Source organism: Rodentibacter sp. Ppn85 (assembly GCF_001999335.1).
Lineage (GTDB): Bacteria > Pseudomonadota > Gammaproteobacteria > Enterobacterales > Pasteurellaceae > Rodentibacter.
In genome coordinates this window covers 1-18,520 of record NZ_MLHS01000027.1, presented here as the reverse complement: position 1 = coordinate 18,520, position 18,520 = coordinate 1, and the positions used below count along the sequence as shown (strand labels likewise).

General features: G+C 40.9%; 16 protein-coding genes. 1 reads left to right on the top strand and 15 read right to left on the bottom strand.

From position 1 onward, the window contains the following. Positions 1-38: 38 nt before the first annotated feature. The 12 genes from BKL51_RS05595 to BKL51_RS05540 all read right to left on the bottom strand — a co-directional run bounded on the left by BKL51_RS05595 (position 39) and on the right by BKL51_RS05540 (position 12,230). On the bottom strand, positions 39-1,271 hold the full coding sequence (locus tag BKL51_RS05595; protein ID WP_077465754.1) for an aromatic amino acid transporter: 1,233 nt from the start codon (positions 1,269-1,271) through the stop codon (positions 39-41). A gap of 89 nt (positions 1,272-1,360) precedes the next feature. Continuing rightward, positions 1,361-2,782, bottom strand: coding sequence for a tryptophanase (gene tnaA / locus BKL51_RS05590; RefSeq protein ID WP_077465753.1), 1,422 nt, complete (start codon positions 2,780-2,782; stop codon positions 1,361-1,363). A gap of 98 nt (positions 2,783-2,880) precedes the next feature. Continuing rightward, positions 2,881-2,952 carry a tryptophanase leader peptide gene (gene tnaC, locus BKL51_RS12320; protein WP_369801908.1) on the bottom strand — a complete coding sequence of 24 codons (72 nt, stop codon included), beginning with the start codon at positions 2,950-2,952 and terminating at the stop codon, positions 2,881-2,883. A 164-nt stretch (positions 2,953-3,116) separates the two neighbouring features. Next, complete coding sequence (locus BKL51_RS05580) at positions 3,117-4,133, bottom strand: substrate-binding domain-containing protein (protein WP_077465751.1); 1,017 nt, start codon at positions 4,131-4,133, stop codon at positions 3,117-3,119. 16 nt (positions 4,134-4,149) lie between these two features. Beyond that, complete coding sequence (gene rbsK / locus BKL51_RS05575; RefSeq protein ID WP_077465772.1) at positions 4,150-5,097, bottom strand: ribokinase; 948 nt, start codon at positions 5,095-5,097, stop codon at positions 4,150-4,152. A gap of 88 nt (positions 5,098-5,185) precedes the next feature. Next, entirely contained in the window at positions 5,186-6,064 is an 879-nt protein-coding gene (gene rbsB / locus BKL51_RS05570; RefSeq protein ID WP_077465750.1) for a ribose ABC transporter substrate-binding protein RbsB, read from the bottom strand. Positions 6,065-6,083: 19 nt separating this feature from the next. After that, positions 6,084-7,052 carry a ribose ABC transporter permease gene (gene rbsC, locus BKL51_RS05565; protein WP_077465749.1) on the bottom strand — a complete coding sequence of 323 codons (969 nt, stop codon included), beginning with the start codon at positions 7,050-7,052 and terminating at the stop codon, positions 6,084-6,086. A gap of 60 nt (positions 7,053-7,112) precedes the next feature. Then, complete coding sequence (rbsA, locus tag BKL51_RS05560; protein ID WP_077465748.1) at positions 7,113-8,594, bottom strand: ribose ABC transporter ATP-binding protein RbsA; 1,482 nt, start codon at positions 8,592-8,594, stop codon at positions 7,113-7,115. Positions 8,595-8,607: 13 nt separating this feature from the next. Then, a complete protein-coding gene (rbsD, locus tag BKL51_RS05555) occupies positions 8,608-9,027 on the bottom strand; it encodes a D-ribose pyranase (protein ID WP_077465747.1) in 420 nt (139 codons plus the stop codon). 207 nt (positions 9,028-9,234) lie between these two features. Beyond that, positions 9,235-10,167 carry a nucleoside hydrolase gene (locus BKL51_RS05550; protein WP_077465746.1) on the bottom strand — a complete coding sequence of 311 codons (933 nt, stop codon included), beginning with the start codon at positions 10,165-10,167 and terminating at the stop codon, positions 9,235-9,237. A gap of 55 nt (positions 10,168-10,222) precedes the next feature. Continuing rightward, positions 10,223-11,134, bottom strand: a complete 912-nt coding sequence (locus tag BKL51_RS05545; protein ID WP_077465745.1) for a pseudouridine-5'-phosphate glycosidase — start codon at positions 11,132-11,134, stop codon at positions 10,223-10,225. Next, entirely contained in the window at positions 11,127-12,230 is a 1,104-nt protein-coding gene (locus tag BKL51_RS05540) for a carbohydrate kinase (protein WP_077465744.1), read from the bottom strand. Before BKL51_RS05540 ends, BKL51_RS05545 begins: the two co-directional genes overlap by 8 nt. Positions 12,231-12,446: 216 nt before the next feature. On the opposite strand from BKL51_RS05540, the gene BKL51_RS05535 reads away from it, so the two are divergent. Then, positions 12,447-13,166, top strand: a complete 720-nt coding sequence (locus BKL51_RS05535) for a lysine/arginine/ornithine ABC transporter substrate-binding protein (protein WP_077465743.1) — start codon at positions 12,447-12,449, stop codon at positions 13,164-13,166. Between the two features lie 175 nt (positions 13,167-13,341). Here BKL51_RS05535 and BKL51_RS05530 read toward each other — a convergent pair whose 3' ends face one another. The 3 genes from BKL51_RS05530 to BKL51_RS05520 form a co-directional block, all read right to left on the bottom strand. Then, on the bottom strand, positions 13,342-14,514 hold the full coding sequence (locus BKL51_RS05530) for a hypothetical protein (protein WP_077465742.1): 1,173 nt from the start codon (positions 14,512-14,514) through the stop codon (positions 13,342-13,344). A gap of 19 nt (positions 14,515-14,533) precedes the next feature. Continuing rightward, on the bottom strand, positions 14,534-17,431 hold the full coding sequence (locus BKL51_RS05525; protein WP_077465741.1) for a toxin VasX: 2,898 nt from the start codon (positions 17,429-17,431) through the stop codon (positions 14,534-14,536). 8 nt (positions 17,432-17,439) lie between these two features. After that, on the bottom strand, positions 17,440-18,520 hold a 1,081-nt coding region (locus BKL51_RS05520; protein ID WP_233127082.1), incomplete at its 5' end, for a DUF4123 domain-containing protein.

Below are 18,520 nucleotides of genomic sequence, written 5' to 3'. Positions count from 1 at the left end.
AGTACGGTTGAAAATGACCGCACTTTTTTGTTGCCAAATTAACCTTTAAAGTTAGGCAGATAATTAAACATCGCTAAAAAATGGGCGATGGCAACAAATACACCAAATAAAGCAGTAAAAATAATTAATCCGTTTCCTCCACCAACGCGAAATCCCGTCGTGTGGTAACGTTTTCTTGATTTATAAACCAAAAGTGCCGGAATAATACAAGTCCAAATCGTTGCCACCGCACCAGCGTAACCAATGGCTTTTAAGAAACCCAATGGAAATAGGATTGACATAATTAGGGGGGGCAAGAAGGTGACAATCCAAGATTTTGCGCGCCCGGTTTTGCTGTCGTCAAATTTGAAGAAATCGGCAAGATAATCAAATACGCCTAATCCTACGCCAATAAAGGAGGATAAAATGGCAGCGATAGAAAACGCATTGATCATTTGTTTTACTGTATTTGATTCAATGACATTACCTAGGGTATTCAGTAATACATCTAAATTTCCGCCACTCTCCAGAATAGGTGCAAATTGATCACGCGGAAGATTGCCAAAAATAACAAAAACCCAAATGAGGTAAAGTGTTAGGGCAATCCCTGTTCCTCCTAAAATGGCATATTTTGCTTTCCGTTCCTCGCCGTAATACGCACGCATACTACAAACGGAGTGATGATAACCAAAGGAAGTTAAGGCAACCGGAAACATACCAATAGCATATTTTGCATAAGCGCCCTCTTTTCCTCCAATATCAAAAAGCTTATCCAAAGAAATATTGACGGCTAAGCCAGAGATACTAATAACAAAAGTGAGCCCCATAAATACAATAAGTAATACGGAAATACGGTCTACAATACGAGTGGAATGCCAAACAAAATACGAAAAGACTAATACGAATATGGTCGAACAAATGGCTAATCCGGAAGAACCTAAGTTAATCCATGGTTTAATTAAGTTTTCTATGATGCCGCCAGATGCAGTGGTGTAAGCATAAAGTAAAATTCCTCCTACGAAATAGACGGCAAGATTATTAATAGCATTAATGGTGGAACCTAACATATCTTTCGTGACAGTACTAAATGACGCTCTTAAATCATAAGTGGAGTAAGCTTCAAGTAATAACCAGCCTGATAATGTCATGAGTATCATAGTTAAACAAATTGCGACAGCAGACCATATTGTCCATGCGCCTGCACCTGAGGTGGGTAATCCAAGCATTCCCGCGCCCACGCAAACACTGGCAATAATACAGGAACCACCGAAAATGGAAGGTTGTTTTTTCATATTGAATCCTTATCAATAACAATGTATTGAAATAAGTCTTTGATAAAAAATGCAGCTCAAAATGAACTGCATTTTCTAGGATAATTTTCTTATGATTCCACTTCTTTCAATCGTGCTGTGAAATGACGTAAAACTTTCGGCTCATAGGTAAAGGTTAATCCTTTAATATTTGCCGCGTTTTCTTTCACTTTTTGGAAGGCTTCAATAATGAAATCCATGTGGGTTTGTGTGTAGGTCGCACGTGGAATCGTAAGGCGCAATAACTCGGCAGGACAAGGCAACTGTTGACCTGTTTTTGGATCTCGACCCAATAAAAATGAACCAATTTCGACCGCTCTTATGCCGGCAACTTTATAAAGTTCACAGGAAAGGGCTTGGGCTGGGAATTGTTTTGGGGGAATATGTGGTAATAATTTACCGGCATCAACGAAAGCGGCATGCCCACCGGGTTGTTGGCAGACTACACCAATTCGTTCAAGCCCTGCAACCAAATATTCAATTTGTGCGATGCGATAAGCTAACCATTCTTGCCGCATTCCATCGCGTAAACCTATTGCCAAACGTTCCATTGCGCCGCCTTCTAAACCGCCATAAGTCGGGAAGCCTTCTTGTGCAACACAAAGGGTGCGACATTCATGATAAACACCTTCCATTGATTGATCTTTGAAAGCTAAAATACCTCCCATTGGCACCATTGCATCTTTTTTAGCAGACATTGCTAAACAATCGGCATAGCGATAACTTTCGTAAGTGATTTGTTCTATTGTCCAATCTTTATAAGCTTCTTCACGTTGTTGAATAAAATAAGCGTTTTCGGCGAAGCGGGCGGAATCCATAATTACCGGAATATCGTATTTACGTGCAATCTCATACATGGCTTTTAAGTTTGCGATAGAAACCGGTTGTCCTCCTGCGGAGTTACAAGTGATGGTACAGACAATATAAGGTACATTATTAGCACCGACTTCTTGAATGCCTTGTTCAAGTTTTGCTAAGTCAAAATTGCCTTTGAACGGATATGCTACCGTAGTATCAAAGGCTTCTTTAATATACACATTACGCACAGTTGCACCATTAATTTGGCTATGGCCCTGTGTGGTATCGAAGAAATAATTGGAAAATACCACCATTTTGCGGCGATCTAAGCCCTTTTCACGCTCACGTTTGGCAATTAATATGGGAATATAAATTTGTTCCGCCCCACGACCTTGGTGGGTTGGAATGGTATATTCATATCCAAAAATGTCTTTCACGGCATTTGCCAATGCATAATAACTACGACTGCCACTGTAAGCTTCATCACCGCGCAACATTGCCGCCTGCATATCCTGTGTTACCGCTCCGGTACCGCTATCGGTTAAAAGATCAAGGAAAACATCTTTACTATCAAGTAAAAACGGGTTCATTCCTGATTTTAAAATTGCCTCTTCACGGTATTCTCGGGTAGTTCTTTTCACCGGTTCAATAACGCGAATGCGGAAAGGTTCGGGTAAATGTTTAAAATTTTCCATAACAACATCCTCAAAACTTAATTTGATTAATTTAAGTAAAAAATTATTTTCTAAAATGAAAATAGAGTAGTAATAAATAAAAAGAAAAGAATGGTAGATTATGGAAAATAGAAGGAGAGTTTTGGATCGATAAGTACCCAAGTTTGGTTCGGTGAAAGCAAGTCAAGCATATTAAAATCCTTTATAAGAAAATAGAAACTTAATACTATTAACAACTTACTTCTAACTGCGAAGTTAAGCCAGAATAATACAAAAATAAAATCTGTCATCTGTTATTTTTTTAATTTGTGAAGCCTGTCACACAATATTTTTCTGTTCTGTTTAGCAAAGAAGTTTAAATAAATTTGGTTTTATTATTTATATTTTTAATTGATTCTCGTAATTTTAGCGTTGGGCTGAGGGTGAGTGTTTGATAAGGCTCGTTCGGGTTTTTTATCCGTTGCAGTAATAATTCTACGGCGAGTTTGCCTAATTCGGCTTTGGGCTGGCTGATGGTAGAAAGTGGAGGGGAAAGATAACCGGAAAGTTCGATATCATCGTAACCAATGACGGAAATGTCCTCCGGAATTTGTAACCCCTGCTGTTGAAGTACTTGATAAGCGCCTACTGCAATGGCATCGCTACAACAAAATATGGCGGTTGGGCGACGTGGTGTCGCAAGCAATTTTTGCATACCGGCGGCACCGCCTGCAAAGTCAAAATGGCTTTCCATAATCCAATGGGAATTGAGTGGGATTTTCGACTCCATTAAGGCTTTTTGATAACCTTTTAAGCGATTTTGTGCAACAGACTTTTTTAGATTACCGGTGATAATGGCAATTTGTTGATGGCCAGCATCAATTAACGTTTTGGTTGCTAAATATCCGCCAAGTTCCGAGTTTTCGAGAATTTTGTCAGCGTTTAATTCGGTAAACCACCAATCCATCACCACCAATGGTACAGAAACAGTCAGTTCCGTATCTGCATTAAAACGGCTGTCACCACACATCAATAATAAGCCGTCTACCTGTTTATGAAGTAGTGTCCGTAAATTTTGTTGTAATCGTCCTGCATCACCACCGGTGGTGGCAATAATGAGATTGTATTGATGTTGTTGGCAATATTGCTCTACGCCTGCCATGACTTCGGCAAAGAAAGGATTATTGGTTGCGGTAACAAGCAATCCGATGGTTTTTGTTTCGCGTACTTTCAGACTACGCGCCACGGCGGAGGGGGTGTAATTCAGTTCCGCTACCACGCTCATCACTTTTTCTCGAATTTCATCACTGACAAATCGTGAACCGTTAATGACATGAGAAACCGTAGAAGTCGAAACCTTTGCCAATCGGGCAATATCTTTCATCGTTGCCATAGAAACACCGCTATTTTTAACCGCACTTTTCGTTGTTCGTGAGAAATTCTAAGGTTTCTTGACGGGTTGGAATAGACGGTTGTGCGCCTTTGCGTGTTACGCTAATCGCCGCAGCGGCTTGTCCGAAACGAATCGCTTCATCAAGGGATTGCCCAGCCAATAAAGCGGTAATGAAACCACCGTTGAAGGTATCGCCCGCCGCCGTGGTATCTACCGCTTGTACGCAGAATCCTTTAATTATTCGAGTTTCGCCACTTTCATCACCTTTTCCATATCGGCTCACAAACACGCCTTTTGCACCGAGCGTAATGATCACGCAGCCGATACCTTTTTCGTGAAAAACACGTGCGGCATTGACCGCACTTTGTTCATCCGTTACCCGTACGCCGGTAAGAATTTCTGCTTCAGTTTCATTTGGCGTGATAATGTCGATTAAGCCCAATAGGTTATCGGATAACGGTTGGGCAGGCGCAGGGTTTAACACCACTTGTACATTATGTTTTTTCGCGATTTGTGCGGCAAGTTCCACACCGGAAATCGGGGTTTCCAATTGCATCAGTAAGCAATCTGATTGGGCAATCCGTTCTTCAGCTTTATATACGATTTGTTCGTCTAAAAACGCATTTGCACCACGGGCTAACACAATGCTGTTTTCGCCGGTTTGAGCCACTTGAATAAACGCCATTCCGGTCATTTCTTGCGAAACCGTGCTGATATGGGCGGTATCAATGCCGTCCTGCGCAAAGGCATTTTTCATTGATGTACCTATACCATCACCTCCAATGCAACCAATAAACGCCACCTTAGCCCCCAAACGTGCTGCCGCAACGGCTTGGTTTGCCCCTTTACCACCGTAGGCGATGTGATAATTCTTACCCGTCAAGGTTTCGCCGGGTTTGGCAAAATAAGGGACGGAAATAACATGATCGGCGTTGATGCTGCCGAGAACAGTCAGTTTTTTCATTGTTGATCTATAATCCGTTGGGGCATTTTTACCCGTCAGCTGTAACATATTGATTTGATTGTAGGCGAATAGTCCCGCCTACAAATAATTATTCGGTAATGACTTTCAAATCAACCGGAATTTGTGCTTCTACTTTCTCGCCTTTTAACACTTTGTCTGCTGTTACCACACCGAGCGAACCGATTAGATCCGGTTGTTGGGCAACTGTTGCCGCCAATTTTCCGCTTTTCACGGCTTTCACTGCATCATCAGTGCCGTCAAAGCCCACGACCAGTACGTTTTTATTGGCCGCTTTAATGGCCCGCAATGCACCTAACGCCATTTCATCGTTTTGTGCAAAAATCGCTTGCACCTCCGTTTTGCTGGCAAGTAAGTTTTCAGTTACGTTCAAACCTTTTGTGCGATCGAAATCCGCCGGTTGGCTGGCAAGCACATCGAATTTATGCACTTGAACCGCTTGTTTAAAGCCTTCGCCGCGTTCACGCGCAGCAGATGTACCGGCTATGCCTTCAAGTTGAATCACTTTTGCACCACCGCCTAATTTTTGGGCGATAAAATCGCCTGCCATTTTACCGCCGGCGACATTATCAGAGGCGATATGACTTACCACTTTACCTTTCGCCGCCCCACGATCCAGTGTAATGACCGGAATATTATTGCGATTGGCAATGGCTACGGCATTGCTCACCGCTTCGGAATCGGTCGGATTAATCAAAAGCACTTTGGCACCGCGAACGGTTAAATCTTCTACGTTGGCTAATTCTTTTGCCGGGTCATTTTGTGAATCAAGCACTACGAGTTTGTAACCTAATTCATCCGCTTTTTTCTGTGCACTGTCTTTTAAGGTCACAAAAAACGGATTATCCAAGGTCGATACCGCTAAGGCGATGGTATCCTGTGCACGGGCTGTGCCGGAAACGGCTAAACCTAATAATACGGTGGAACTAAGTGTGAATAATTTTTTCATAATTTCTCCTTAAAGTAAGTTACAGTTTTTTTGTACCAAGATAGTTATCGGCTAAAACGGCAACCAGAATAACCAAGGCTTTTGCTATCATTTGATAGTAAGATGAAATGTCTAATAAATTTAGGGCATTATTTAAAAATCCGATAATCAATGCACCAATGAGTGTTCCTATTACACGACCTTTACCGCCCATTAAACTGGTCCCACCTACAACGACCGCCGCAATCGCATCAAGCTCATAGGATACGCCGGCAGTAGGCTGTGCGGAAGATAAACGGGACGTGACAATTAAACCGGCAAGGGCAGATAAAAAACCGCTCACAGCGAAAACAAATACTTTGATTTTATTGACATTAATACCGGAAAGTTGGGTAGCGGGTTCGTTACCGCCAAGGGCATAAATATAGCGTCCAATCGGCATATGTTTCAAAATATACCAAGCTACGGCGAACACCACAGCCATAATCCAAATCGGCACCGGAATTCCCAACAGATAACCCGTACCAAGGGTGGCAAACGCCTCTGCGCTGTCAGAGAAGCCCGTTGTAATTGGGCGACCGTCCGTATAAACCATGGTTACACCGCGTAATAACGTCATCGTAACAAGGGTGGCGATAAAAGCTTGTACTTTCCCTTTGGCGACGATCATCCCACTGATGCCGCCAAGTATTGTGCCGAGTAACAAGGTCGCCGGAATGACGAGGAAAATCGGCAGTTCAAGGCTGACCATTGAAGCGGCAATTGCGCCCGTTAGCGCTAAAACCGATCCCACAGAAAGATCAATACCTGCAATTAAAATCACGAATGTCATTCCCACGGCAATGATGGCATTCACGGAGGTTTGACGCAAAATATTCAGAATATTATCCACACTGAAAAAATTCGGATTAATCATCGACACAATGGCAATGAGAATAATCAGTGCAATAAAAGAACGTTGTTCAATCAAAAATTTTCCAAATTGGAAACGAGAAGTTTGGGTTGTCATCATGTTTACCTTAAAAATTTATCCGTAAAATCGACCGCACTTTTGAAACCGACTTTAAGTCTATTTGCCAATGGCGGCGGCGAGTAATTTTTCTTGTGTTGCCTCTTCACGAGAAAATTCTGCACTGATTTTGCCTTCGTGCATAACCAAAATGCGGTCGCTCATACCAAGCACTTCCGGCATATCGGATGAAATCATCAAAATACTCAAGCCGTCTTTTTTAAATTCGTTGATCAGCTGATAAATTTCTTTTCGTGCGCCCACATCCACACCGCGTGTCGGTTCGTCTAAAATCAATACGTTTGGGCGGGTCATCAAACCGCGTGCAATCGCGACTTTTTGCTGATTGCCGCCGGAAAGCAAACCCACTTGTTGCTCGCGGCTTGGGGTTTTAATGTTAAACATCTCAATAAAATCATCTACTGCCATTCTTTCCGCTTGATGATAAATCGAACCTTTTTGAGAAAAATGCTCGAGTGCTGTAAGCGACATATTTTCTTTTACAGACATTCCTAAAATCAGTCCGTCGCCTTTTCGATCTTCAGAAATATAGACAATGCCATTGTTTAAGCCGTCTTGCGGACTGTGATTTTCAATCTCTTGATTTTTTAACCGCACTTTGCCGGCGGTTTTCGGTAAGGCGCCGTAAAGTAATTTGCCAAGCTCGGTTCTGCCAGCCCCCATTAAGCCGGATACGCCCACAATTTCGCCGGCATAAAGTTTAAAAGAAACATCATTAATACCACTGCCACTGATATGTTCGACATTCAATACGCAGTCGCCTTTTTCTTGTGGCAGGTGCGGATATTGTTCGTCAAGGCGGCGACCCACCATCATTTCAATCAACTCATCTTCGGTCAGATCCGCCACTGCCCGTTCACCGATAAATTGCCCGTCACGTAAAACAGTAACGTCGTCGCAAATTTGGAAAATTTCTTTTAAACGGTGGGAAATATAAACAATGCCGTGTTTTTCCGCTTTAAGCTCAGCAATAACGTTGAATAAAGCCTCCGTTTCCGTATCGGTTAAGGCGTCCGTCGGTTCATCCATAATGATAACCTTAGATTCAAAACTTAACGCTTTGGCGATTTCCACCATTTGCTGTTCGCCGATGGAAAGTTCGGAACATAATTTTTTGCTACTATGGGTTACGCCTAAACGTGCTAACAGTTTGTCTGCTTCGGCGTACATTTTTTGCCAATTAATCGCCCCCCAGCGCGTTTTAAATTCACGCCCAAGGAAAATATTTTCTGCAATGCTGAGATTGCCCACTAAATTAAGCTCTTGATGAATAATGCTAATACCGGCCTCTTGAGACGCTTTTGGCCCGTTGAACGATACTTCGTTGCCAAGATATTCAATCGTCCCGGTATCTTTGGAATAAATACCGGTCAGCACTTTCATCAAGGTTGATTTGCCCGCACCGTTTTCGCCCATCAATGCCATTACACGGCCGGCATACACTGACAGACAAGCATTATTCAAGGCTTTCACACCGGGAAAGGATTTATTTACACCGCTGATTTTGAGTAGGGTTTCCATCATTTTACCTTCGTTAAAACGGCACGCCGGAATATAAAATCACATTGGCATAAGGCGAACATTCGCCACTGCGTACAATCGCTTTGCTTTGCTGGGTATGTTTTTTGAAGATTTCGTGCGGCACAAATTCCAGCTGAATTTGATTGCCTTGAGCAGTTTCAAGTTGTTGGAGTTTCGCTAAAAGTGAGGTCAATATTTCAGGATTTTTTTGTTTGATTTCCTCGGCGATCAAGGCACGCTCCACAAACATTTCATTTATGACAACATCGAAGGTTTGTAAAAAACGTGGCACACCGGCGGTAAGGGCTAAATCTATACGTTCCACATTTAATGGAATCGGCAGTCCGGCATCACAAATGGTCAAACTTTCCGTATGACCAAGCGTAGCAATACAATGGGAAAGTTGTGCATTTAACAATGTTGTTTTTTTCATCCGGGCTCCTCTTTTTTTGTTATCGAAACGTTTCGATGAAATAAATATAGAGAGATGAAATAAAAAAACAACAAGAAAATTTCAAATTTGAGATAAGGATCACAAAATTTTTATGACGATGAGAAAAGTAAAAAGTGCGGTTGTTTTTAACCGCACTTGGGAGGATTAGGGAAGGGCTTGCTTCAAGTTTTTGCAATAATCTACGAATTAATTTAATCGTTTAATTGCATCAATAACTAAATCCCAAAATCGCTCTTTATCTAGTTTTGTTGCAACTTGTGTATTACAGGGTTTGGGCGGATAACGGAAGTCGGCAACTGTCATTCCTAGTGTATGTGTGCCGGTTAATTCAATATTAACCGGCACTTTTACCGTTTCAATTAGTGTTGGATCAATCACATAAGCAACGGCGCAAGGATCATGTACCGGCGGGGCGTCAAACCCTTGCGCTTGTTTGTACATTTTTCCAAAAAACTCAAGTAGATCAACAACAAATTTTGCCGGTTCAGTGTCAATTTGAGCAATTTTTTTGATAATATCCGGTGTTGCGAGGGCTTGATGTGTAAGATCTAAACCGACCATAGTGATTTGCCAACCGGCATTAAATACAATATGTGCAGCTTCGGGATCGATTTTTATATTAAATTCGGCTACTGCGCTCCAATTTCCGGTATGATAGCCACCTCCCATTAGCACGATTTCTTTCACCCGTTCAATAATGCGGGGCTCTAATCTGGCTGCAAGTGCAATATTTGTGAGCCCGCCCGTTGGAACAAGGGTAATTGTTTTTTCAGGGTGAGACATGATGAGATCAATGATAAGTTGCACAGCATGTTTATTATGAAAAGTGCGGTCAGATTTTGGCAACTTAGGACCATCTAATCCGGAATCGCCATGAATACTCGGTGCAACTTCAACTTCTCTAACAAGTGGTCTGCTTGCGCCTTTTGCAAAAGGAATTCCTTTCATTTTGGCAATCTCAGCAATTGCCAATGCATTACGAGATACCTTTTCTAAGGTTTGATTGCCAACAACAGTTGTTACTGCCAATAGTTCAATATCAGGGTTGCCATAGGCAAGCAGCATAGCAATTGCATCATCATGACCGGGATCGCAATCCAAAATAATTCTTTTAAGCATTTTCTACTCCTATGTTTTTATAACCATAAACGGCTAAATTTATTTTGGAAGAATGTTAATTTTTGAAAAATTCAACGGCAAGTTGAGCGCCTACTTTTGCATTGTGTTTTACAAGTTTAATATTGGCTTCTAAGCTCTTTCCTCCGGTTAATTCCACTATTTTACCAAGCAAGAATGGCGTAATATCTTTGCCGATAATATTTTGTTCTTCTGCTTCTTTTACTGCATTTTCAATGATGCTATCAATGTATTCGGGCGCGAGCGCATCGGCTTCGGGAATCGGATTAGCAACGACAACACCACCTTGTAACTTAAGTTCCCATTTTGTTTTTATCATATTGGCAATATGTGAAATATCATCGGATGATAATGCTAAAGGTAAACCACTATCTCTGGTAAAAAATGCTGGAAGATTTTTGGTTTTATAGCCAATAACAGGTACGCCTTTTGTTTCTAAATATTCAAGCGTAGCAGGTAGATCAAGAATTGATTTTGCCCCAGCGCAAATTACGGTGACATCGGTGTTGGCAAGTTCCTCAAGATCGGCTGAAATATCCAAATGAGTTTCCCAACCGCGGTGTACGCCACCTAGTCCGCCAGTAACAAAAAATTTTATTCCAGCTAGTTTTGCTGCGATCATAGTGGTGGCAACAGTTGTCGCACCAAGTGTTTTTGATGAAACAACGTTTGCTAAATCTCGACGAGAAACTTTTGCGATACTTTTACTAATTCCAAACATTTCTAGTTCATCATCAGACAAGCCTACTCGAATTTTTCCATCAATGATCGCGATCGTAGCTGGAACTGCACCGTTATCACGAATAATTTGTTCTACTTCTCTTGCCATTGCCACATTTTGTGGGTAAGGCATACCATGTGAAATAATGGTTGATTCAAGGGCAATGATGGGTAATCCTTTTTCCATACCATTTTTGACTTCATTAGAAAGCATAATGTATTTATTCATAATATTTCTCCATTTCTAGTGTGAGTTGATGTTTAGTTAAATTTGGTCGCACCGTAAATTCGGATTGAATCGTGTGATAAGCATTTGTTATTCCTGAAAGCATACAGTTTTCGATAGACTGATTATTAAGCCAAGCACTAATGTAAGCTGCACTGAATGAATCGCCTGCGCCTGTCACATCAATGATTTTTGAGCCCTCTAGCCGTTTAATATCGAACCATTTTTGATATTCTTTTGAGGTGAACAGCACACCATTAGAACCCGCTGTTAAAACGATGTTTTTTACTCCATTATTGAGCAAGGTATGAATGGCTTTATTTAATTTTTCATCCGAATCAATATATTCTTCAACAAAAGCACCTAATTCGCCTTTGTTAATAAATAAGTAGTCTATTGCTTTTAGATCGGTTGGAAGATGTTTCATTTTTGGCTCGGATACGGCAATCACAGCAACGTTTATTCGATGTTTTTGTGCGTAAGCAAAAATAAATTCAAGTGTTGCTTTAGGACAATTCAAATCCACTACAATACAACTAGCATTTTTTAAGAAATGTTGTTTTTTAATAAGCAATTCAGGTGTAAATTTGTCGTAGATTGACATATCTGCCAGCCCAAGATACATCTCTCCATAGCGATCCAAAAGAGCGGTATAGCAGCCGGTGGATTCTCCTTCAACAACGATTACCCCATCCGTATTCATAAAAGGTTCGGATAATGCCTTAATTCTCGCCCATTCAGGATCATTGCCTACCGTTGAAATCAACGTAACTTCGTGATCTAACCGCCCTAGATTTTCGGCAACATTACGAACTACGCCGCCGATAGAAATCGTTGAATTAACTGGATTTGAGGTATAGCTAAGGAGCTCACCGCTTGTTTTTACTTTTTTATCCAAATTTGCAGCACCAATACATACAATCGAAGTGCGTTGATTCAGTATATAAGCCTTGCCCAATAAATATTCTTTCTTTATTAGCGATGAAATAATATTGGCAACTGCCGGGCGTGAAAGAGAAATGCTTTCAGCGAGTGTTTGTTGGGATATAAAAGGATTTTGTTTAATTATCTCTAAAATGCGGCGCTCATTTTCTGTCATATTATGCCTCTCTAAACAAAAGTTTATGTAGCAAACTTTTGTTTAATATTGTGTGTGTTTTAAACAGTAATGCAAACGAGAAATTACAAATTTGAGAGGTTGATCACAAAATTTTTAACAATATTTTATTTTATGCATAAATATTGCATATGTATTCATTTTTTTATAATATCTATGCGAAGAAAATGATTCACACAACAAACAGGGAAAGAGATTATGAAAAAATTATTTTTACTCGGAATCTTAATGAGTACTACGGTGATGATTAATGCGGAAGAATTGACTTTTGGTACGGAACCGAGTTACCCGCCTTTTGAAATGACAACAGAGAAAGGGGAGCTGGAGGGGTTTGATATTGATATTGCGCAAGCAATTTGTAAAGAAATTCAAGCAACCTGCCATTTTAAAACCCAACCGTTTGATGCTTTAATTCCTAGTTTGAAAGCAAAGCGCTTTGATGTGGTAATGTCGGCAATTGATATTACGCCATCCCGAGAAAAACAGCTTTTATTCAGTGATCCTTATTATGATAGCTCTGCAAGCTATGTTGCATTGAAGGGAAAAGGAAATTTAGCGACAGCAAAAAATATCGGTGTACAAAACGGCTCGACTTTCCAGCAATATACCGTTGCCGAAACACCTCAATATTTACCGAAATCTTATGTTAATTTACAAGATGCGATTTTAGATTTGCAAAATGGACGGATTGATATTGTGTTGAGTGATACGGCATTGTTGGCGGATATTATAGTGAAAGAGCCAAATATTGAATTTGTCGGTGAGAAAATCACCAATGAGAAATATTTTGGTCGCGGTGTGGGGATCGCATTAAACAAATCCAATAAAACCTTGCAAGAACGTTTAAATCAAGGTTTGAAAGCGATTAAAGAAAAGGGTGAATATCAAAAAATCTATGATAAATGGATGAAAAAGTAATCTTAAAAGACGATATTATGTAGCGAATGCATAATTTAAAGAAAATGTAGGGATGACATGCCGGTGTCCGCCATACAGCCTTTTCAAATCATTTAACTTTTTACGGACATCAGCGTGGCGTCCCTACCTACCTATGAAATAAGATTTAAGTTTGTGCAACTGTTACATAATATCGCTATTTTCTCTTCTTCCTTTTTTTCTTGCCCTGCTGCTTTTCTAACACTTCTAATGGCGTATTACTTTCGTCTTGGATATTGCCCCAAGTACCAAAAAATTTACTGACATGTAATGTATCCTGCTTCGGATAGTCAAATAAATTCGGACAGGGCACAGTGCCATAGCCCACTTTTCGATTATATTGGCAGCTTAAAATAACGAAGTTGTGCCATTTATCGGAAAATTTGTCAAAGTCGTTGGCAAAACGAAAAGAGGGCAGTTCGGTAATATTGGGGGCTTCTTTCTGAAAGTATTCAGCCAACTTTTCTTCCAAAAATGCCTGTTTAGGCCGTTTTTTCGTATATAAGCCGCTATCAATCCAATTAAATAACAAACCGAACAGCCGTTCAAAAAATCCTTTTTTGCCGTCAATCGCATTCATGATGTCGTCAATGCGCTCTTGAGGAGTATCGGGATTCATAAAATCCACTAAAATCTTTTTAAGATGCGGTGCGGTATTATAAGTCGCCACGTCCGGCTTGATATAAACTAAAAAAAGCAAGGCAAACATCGGTAACCATGATGAGTGGTCAACAACGAGAATTTGTGGACCTTTAAAACATAATGTTCCCGTACCTTTGCGTTGATAGGGGTGCACCCAAAAGAATACCGAGGCATTCATCGCAGCAATATATTCGGGAAAGGGTCGCATTAATTTATTGATTTCCGTGACATAGAGTTTTTTACCCACGTAGGTGTAAATAATACCCCGTTTACGATCGAGGCGGGCACGGCGTTTGGAGGGTTTCAATAAAATTAACAATAATAAAAAGTATTTAATGGGATAAACATAGCCCCGCCATACACTACCCTTGTGAATTTCCCACATTTCAGCTAGGTATTCTTCTTTAGTCTGACCATGCCTCGTATAATTGGGGCGGCTAAAGTCAGCATTAAAAAGCCAAGAATCTTGAAAACGAGTTTCAGGCTGGAAGGTAAATTTCAAGTCATCAAAAGTAGTTTGTCTATAATCCGGATGAATAAAATCATAATACCCAAATGCAGTTATAATAATAAACACTAATTTAACTGTCCCACCTCTTTTTCCTTTTATTTCAATGGTATTATCATCAATTTTAACAAAACAACGGCGGAGCATTCGTTTAAGTCTTGGAGTGAGTTGGGGGATCATGGTTTATACCTCTAGGTTATTAGTCTTTTAATTTAAGTGCTGCGTCAATATCTTGTTTATGCTGAACTTTCCAACCCTCACTTTCATAGAGCTTTCTTACTTGATCACCCTTTCTATCGGTAAACACCACAGAAAGGGTAATATCCGTTTCCGTGATGCCGTTTTCAATTAATGAGAAACGCACGTTACGCAAAGCATAAGAGAATTGGCTAATACGTTTACGTTTTTTGGTGCGATAGCTCATACAGTAAATTTCCAGATTTGCTAATGTCGGACGTGTTTTTTCAAATTCCGCATAGAAAAGGGTAAATTGCCTACCTGAGGTGTGAATTTGTAATCCTGATTGAATTAAGTATTCGTACAGCTCCTCCTGTAATCCTTTGCTTATGATAAGATATTGAGCCATAAGTGGTGTTGTACCAGACAAGAGAGCAGGTGTTTTTAATATGTCATTTTCAATTTTAGGTAAATGTGCGATTTTTTGTTCTAATTCCTTCTCAGAAAGAATAGCTGAGTTGTCGATCTGTTTATCAATAGAGTCTCTTGGCAAATTATTCCAGTAAAAATATCTTTCACTATTCCCCCAGAATCTATTTTCCACCCATACTTGCAATGGGGTTTTCCCCCACAGGTTTACCGCCAATCCGCCAATTAACACTAATGCAAACGCAATGGCACCGACAACACCAAGCACTGCTACACCAGCAAAGAAATCAAAAGGAATAAGTGCAGTTAATACCGCACCGGTAGCACTACCGGTAAACACCACAATATTTCCTGCCAAGGCAATATTATCATTGTTCTTCCACGCCTCCGCAATCCCACCAGCCGCAATCACTGCCGCCAGCACCCCAGTAATCACCCCGGCACCCACATAAGCCAATGCCCGTAGATTGGTGCCCATTGCTCTTAACATGCCACCGACGGAATGGCTGTTCATCGACACAAACTGCCCCGGGTTTTTTATCAGCCCCATGCCGTAAGCCACATCGGTCGTGCCGATGGAAATTTCTAAAATCGCCGTGGTTTTTTGTAACACCGGGTCTTGCGCAAAACGTCCGATTGCCGTATGGGACAGTTTCTTTTTAGCCAAATCCGTATCCAGTGATTTTATTCCGTTAAACGCTGCCAAAATGCCTAAGAAACGAATGCGTTTTTCCCATATCGCCGCTTGTGCCGACCAAGCCTCAAAGTCCGCCTGCCAATGTATTTGTTCTTCTTTTAACTGTTTTTTCAGTTGGGCAATCAGCCGTTTTCGCTCTTTCTTTGTCGAGCTCTGAGTTAAATTCTCATTGGTCACGTTAATAATTTTTTCTGCAAGGGTTGCAAAAATCACATCCGGCGAACCTTTTTGCGTGAGCAGGTTATAGTTGGAAAAGAGCGTTTCTTTGGAAATCGCACATTCTCCACCTTTTAACCAGCTCTTAATCAGGCTGTTGCCGGCAAAGGTATAAAACTGCTCCATACCGGTATAAAATTTATCAAAAGTTTTTTGTCTCACCTGAATATCTTGTATCGTGATAATGGAAGCGTTAAACATATCCATCGCTTCTTTGATGGTTTTTCGGTATTGTTCATGACTAAACGAGCCACTGCCGCCCTCCGGTGCGGTGAGTAGGTTGCTTAACAGTTTTTCGCCCTCCGGGGTGGATTCCAGCCCGATAACCATATCGGTTAATAACCGATTGAAAACGTAAGCAGTATGATTGATTGCCTGATGATTGTCTTTTCCTGCTGATTTGAGGGCATTAGGTATCACTTTATTCATCAAGGTATTGAGTTGCTTCCAACGATAAAGCCCATTGATTTGTTCAACAATGGCTTTTGCCGGTTTTTCATACCATTGATAACCGTTATTGACTAATTTTTTATATTTTGACTCAAATTGCGTTGAAAGCGCCTCTTTTACCCCTTTTTGTTCGATGACCCGAACGAGCTTTTTAAATGGAAAGGCTTCACCACGGACATCGTAAGCCACTTTCGGATCGATAATATTCCCTATTGTGAGCGGATAAGTATATTTTTTATAGTAAGCCTCGGCAGCTTGGGTTAATTGGTACAAAATATTTTGGAGCTCGCGTAACTCACCCACAATATCGTTTAGCCCGACAATCAGTCCTTTTTCTTGTTCGCCACAGAGGTTTGGGAGTTTATGGGCTTTTTGAATACGGGTAAACCAGTTTTTACTTATCTCAAAAAGGTTTGTCTCTTTATTATCAAACTCAATGGCAAAACTGCTAATTTCATCGAAAGAGGCGCTGTTTTCTGTGGTAGCTTGATTCGTGACATCAATTTTCGACATGAGGCTATCGCGTAAATCTTTATCTTTTTCAAGTTGTTCCAGCATTTCTGCTGACCACGGATATTCGCTATACGCCATGTAAACCCATTGTTGGGTTTTATCCACAAAGACGACATCCATAGGCGGCATATCTGCTACTTTCCAAGGGTGTTGAGAGGCATTTTCTTCCCATTGATACAAAATAAAACTATAACCAAGTCCCTCCGCCTCTTTCCCGCCTGCCGGAAATTGATTTACACTGTTGACATCATCTTTGTTGGTGAAGTAACGAAACACTAGCCATTTATTATTTTTATCCGTCGTAATATATTGATGTTGCGTAGGCGAGTAAATATAGATAAATCCCTGGCGGAGCTGCTGTAATTGATGAACGGAGTCACGTCGCATCGAAGACGGGACGGTGATGTCATTTATTTTAGGCGCTCTAGGTGATTCGGGGTTGAGTGAAACCTTTGCCTCATCTAAATAAAAGGAACTGAGTGCATAACGCAACGGATAGATTGGAATTAAAGGAAGTGCGCACTTATTGTTTGTAATAGAAAGCTTTTTACTTTCTTCTTTTAATTGGCTTAAATCTTTTCTTGTTGTCGAATTATTTTTTTTCTTGTTTTCCATACCATTCCTTAAATCAATTCATCTAATAAAGATTGAGTGGCACCTAAGTGCTTATAACCTGTTTTTTCCTGATGGCGGGTAAGCAACTCAAAGTAATTCAGCCCTTTTTCTTCGGCAATCGCCCGACCGCTTAAGTAAGTCCAATATTCCCTTTCTGGTATGTTTTCCGATGCAGATTGTGTTTGTTTATATTCATCAAGCCAATGTTGCGCTTGGGGCTCGGATACGTCAGGAAAATAAGGAAGAAGCATAGCAATGAGTTTTTGGCTTAATTTTTTCCAAGACACCTGTTCGAAGGCGCTTCTTTCTACCTCCCCTAACTCAATTTTGGCAGGCTGAGTATTTTCCGGTAACGGGTTTAAGCTAAAGCAAATAAATTCCTGCTCTACACGCAGACCAAACGCTTCAATAATGGGGGCTTGCTTTTCTTGTGGTTGAACCGCTTGCTGCGTCTGTTGGGTATTTGACTTCATCCCAAACAATGCCGCAAGTTGAGCGGGGTAGTGAGTCAGTTGTGGCAGATAACGATTGAGCACAAGCGGGTCGTAGAAGCGGAAAAAATACCATTTTTCAGCGTTTGGGTCATAAAGGTGGGTCCATTTTCGTAAATGGTGATAAACCTCATCAAATGATTGACGGCTTTTAATGAAAATCACCGGGTTAACCGCCCAGTGGCTGAATACTTTACTGTCGGCTTTTCTAAACAGACGTTGTAAAAATGCCACGGTTTCTTCTTGGTACGGGTCAAATTCCAACAGGTAAGGGGCTTGTTCTTCTAAGGCTTGCCCGATGTTGCCGGTATAAAGATTTGCCATACGGCCTGCGCTTTCTAAACGGTAAGGAAAACTGACGGCTTTGGCACAATCAACCACGGCATAAAAGTGCGGTGGATTTTTTGTGTGTTTTTCCGGTTCGGCTTGTTTTGTTCCGGTACTTTCTTTTATTCTTTTTGCTCTTTCTTTTTTATGTGCGGCTTGATTGAGGATTTGATGATATTCCCCCAACCCTTCAAAATCGGCAAAGAAAAGCGACCGCACTTCGTCGGGCAAAACCGCAGGGGCAATAAATTCGGTAAAGGGGGAAAATCGG

Coding starts and splice junctions, on each gene's coding strand:
- BKL51_RS05545 (WP_077465745.1), bottom strand. CDS start 11,134: ATGAATAAATACATTATGCTTTCTAATGAAGTCAAAAATGGTATGGAA.
- rbsB (WP_077465750.1), bottom strand. CDS start 6,064: ATGAAAAAATTATTCACACTTAGTTCCACCGTATTATTAGGTTTAGCC.
- BKL51_RS05595 (WP_077465754.1), bottom strand. CDS start 1,271: ATGAAAAAACAACCTTCCATTTTCGGTGGTTCCTGTATTATTGCCAGT.
- BKL51_RS05530 (WP_077465742.1), bottom strand. CDS start 14,514: ATGATCCCCCAACTCACTCCAAGACTTAAACGAATGCTCCGCCGTTGT.
- rbsA (WP_077465748.1), bottom strand. CDS start 8,594: ATGGAAACCCTACTCAAAATCAGCGGTGTAAATAAATCCTTTCCCGGT.
- BKL51_RS05540 (WP_077465744.1), bottom strand. CDS start 12,230: ATGACAGAAAATGAGCGCCGCATTTTAGAGATAATTAAACAAAATCCT.
- tnaA (WP_077465753.1), bottom strand. CDS start 2,782: ATGGAAAATTTTAAACATTTACCCGAACCTTTCCGCATTCGCGTTATT.
- BKL51_RS05535 (WP_077465743.1), top strand. CDS start 12,447: ATGAAAAAATTATTTTTACTCGGAATCTTAATGAGTACTACGGTGATG.
- BKL51_RS05580 (WP_077465751.1), bottom strand. CDS start 4,133: ATGGCAACGATGAAAGATATTGCCCGATTGGCAAAGGTTTCGACTTCT.
- rbsD (WP_077465747.1), bottom strand. CDS start 9,027: ATGAAAAAAACAACATTGTTAAATGCACAACTTTCCCATTGTATTGCT.
- rbsK (WP_077465772.1), bottom strand. CDS start 5,097: ATGAAAAAACTGACTGTTCTCGGCAGCATCAACGCCGATCATGTTATT.
- BKL51_RS05550 (WP_077465746.1), bottom strand. CDS start 10,167: ATGCTTAAAAGAATTATTTTGGATTGCGATCCCGGTCATGATGATGCA.
- BKL51_RS05525 (WP_077465741.1), bottom strand. CDS start 17,431: ATGGAAAACAAGAAAAAAAATAATTCGACAACAAGAAAAGATTTAAGC.
- rbsC (WP_077465749.1), bottom strand. CDS start 7,052: ATGACAACCCAAACTTCTCGTTTCCAATTTGGAAAATTTTTGATTGAA.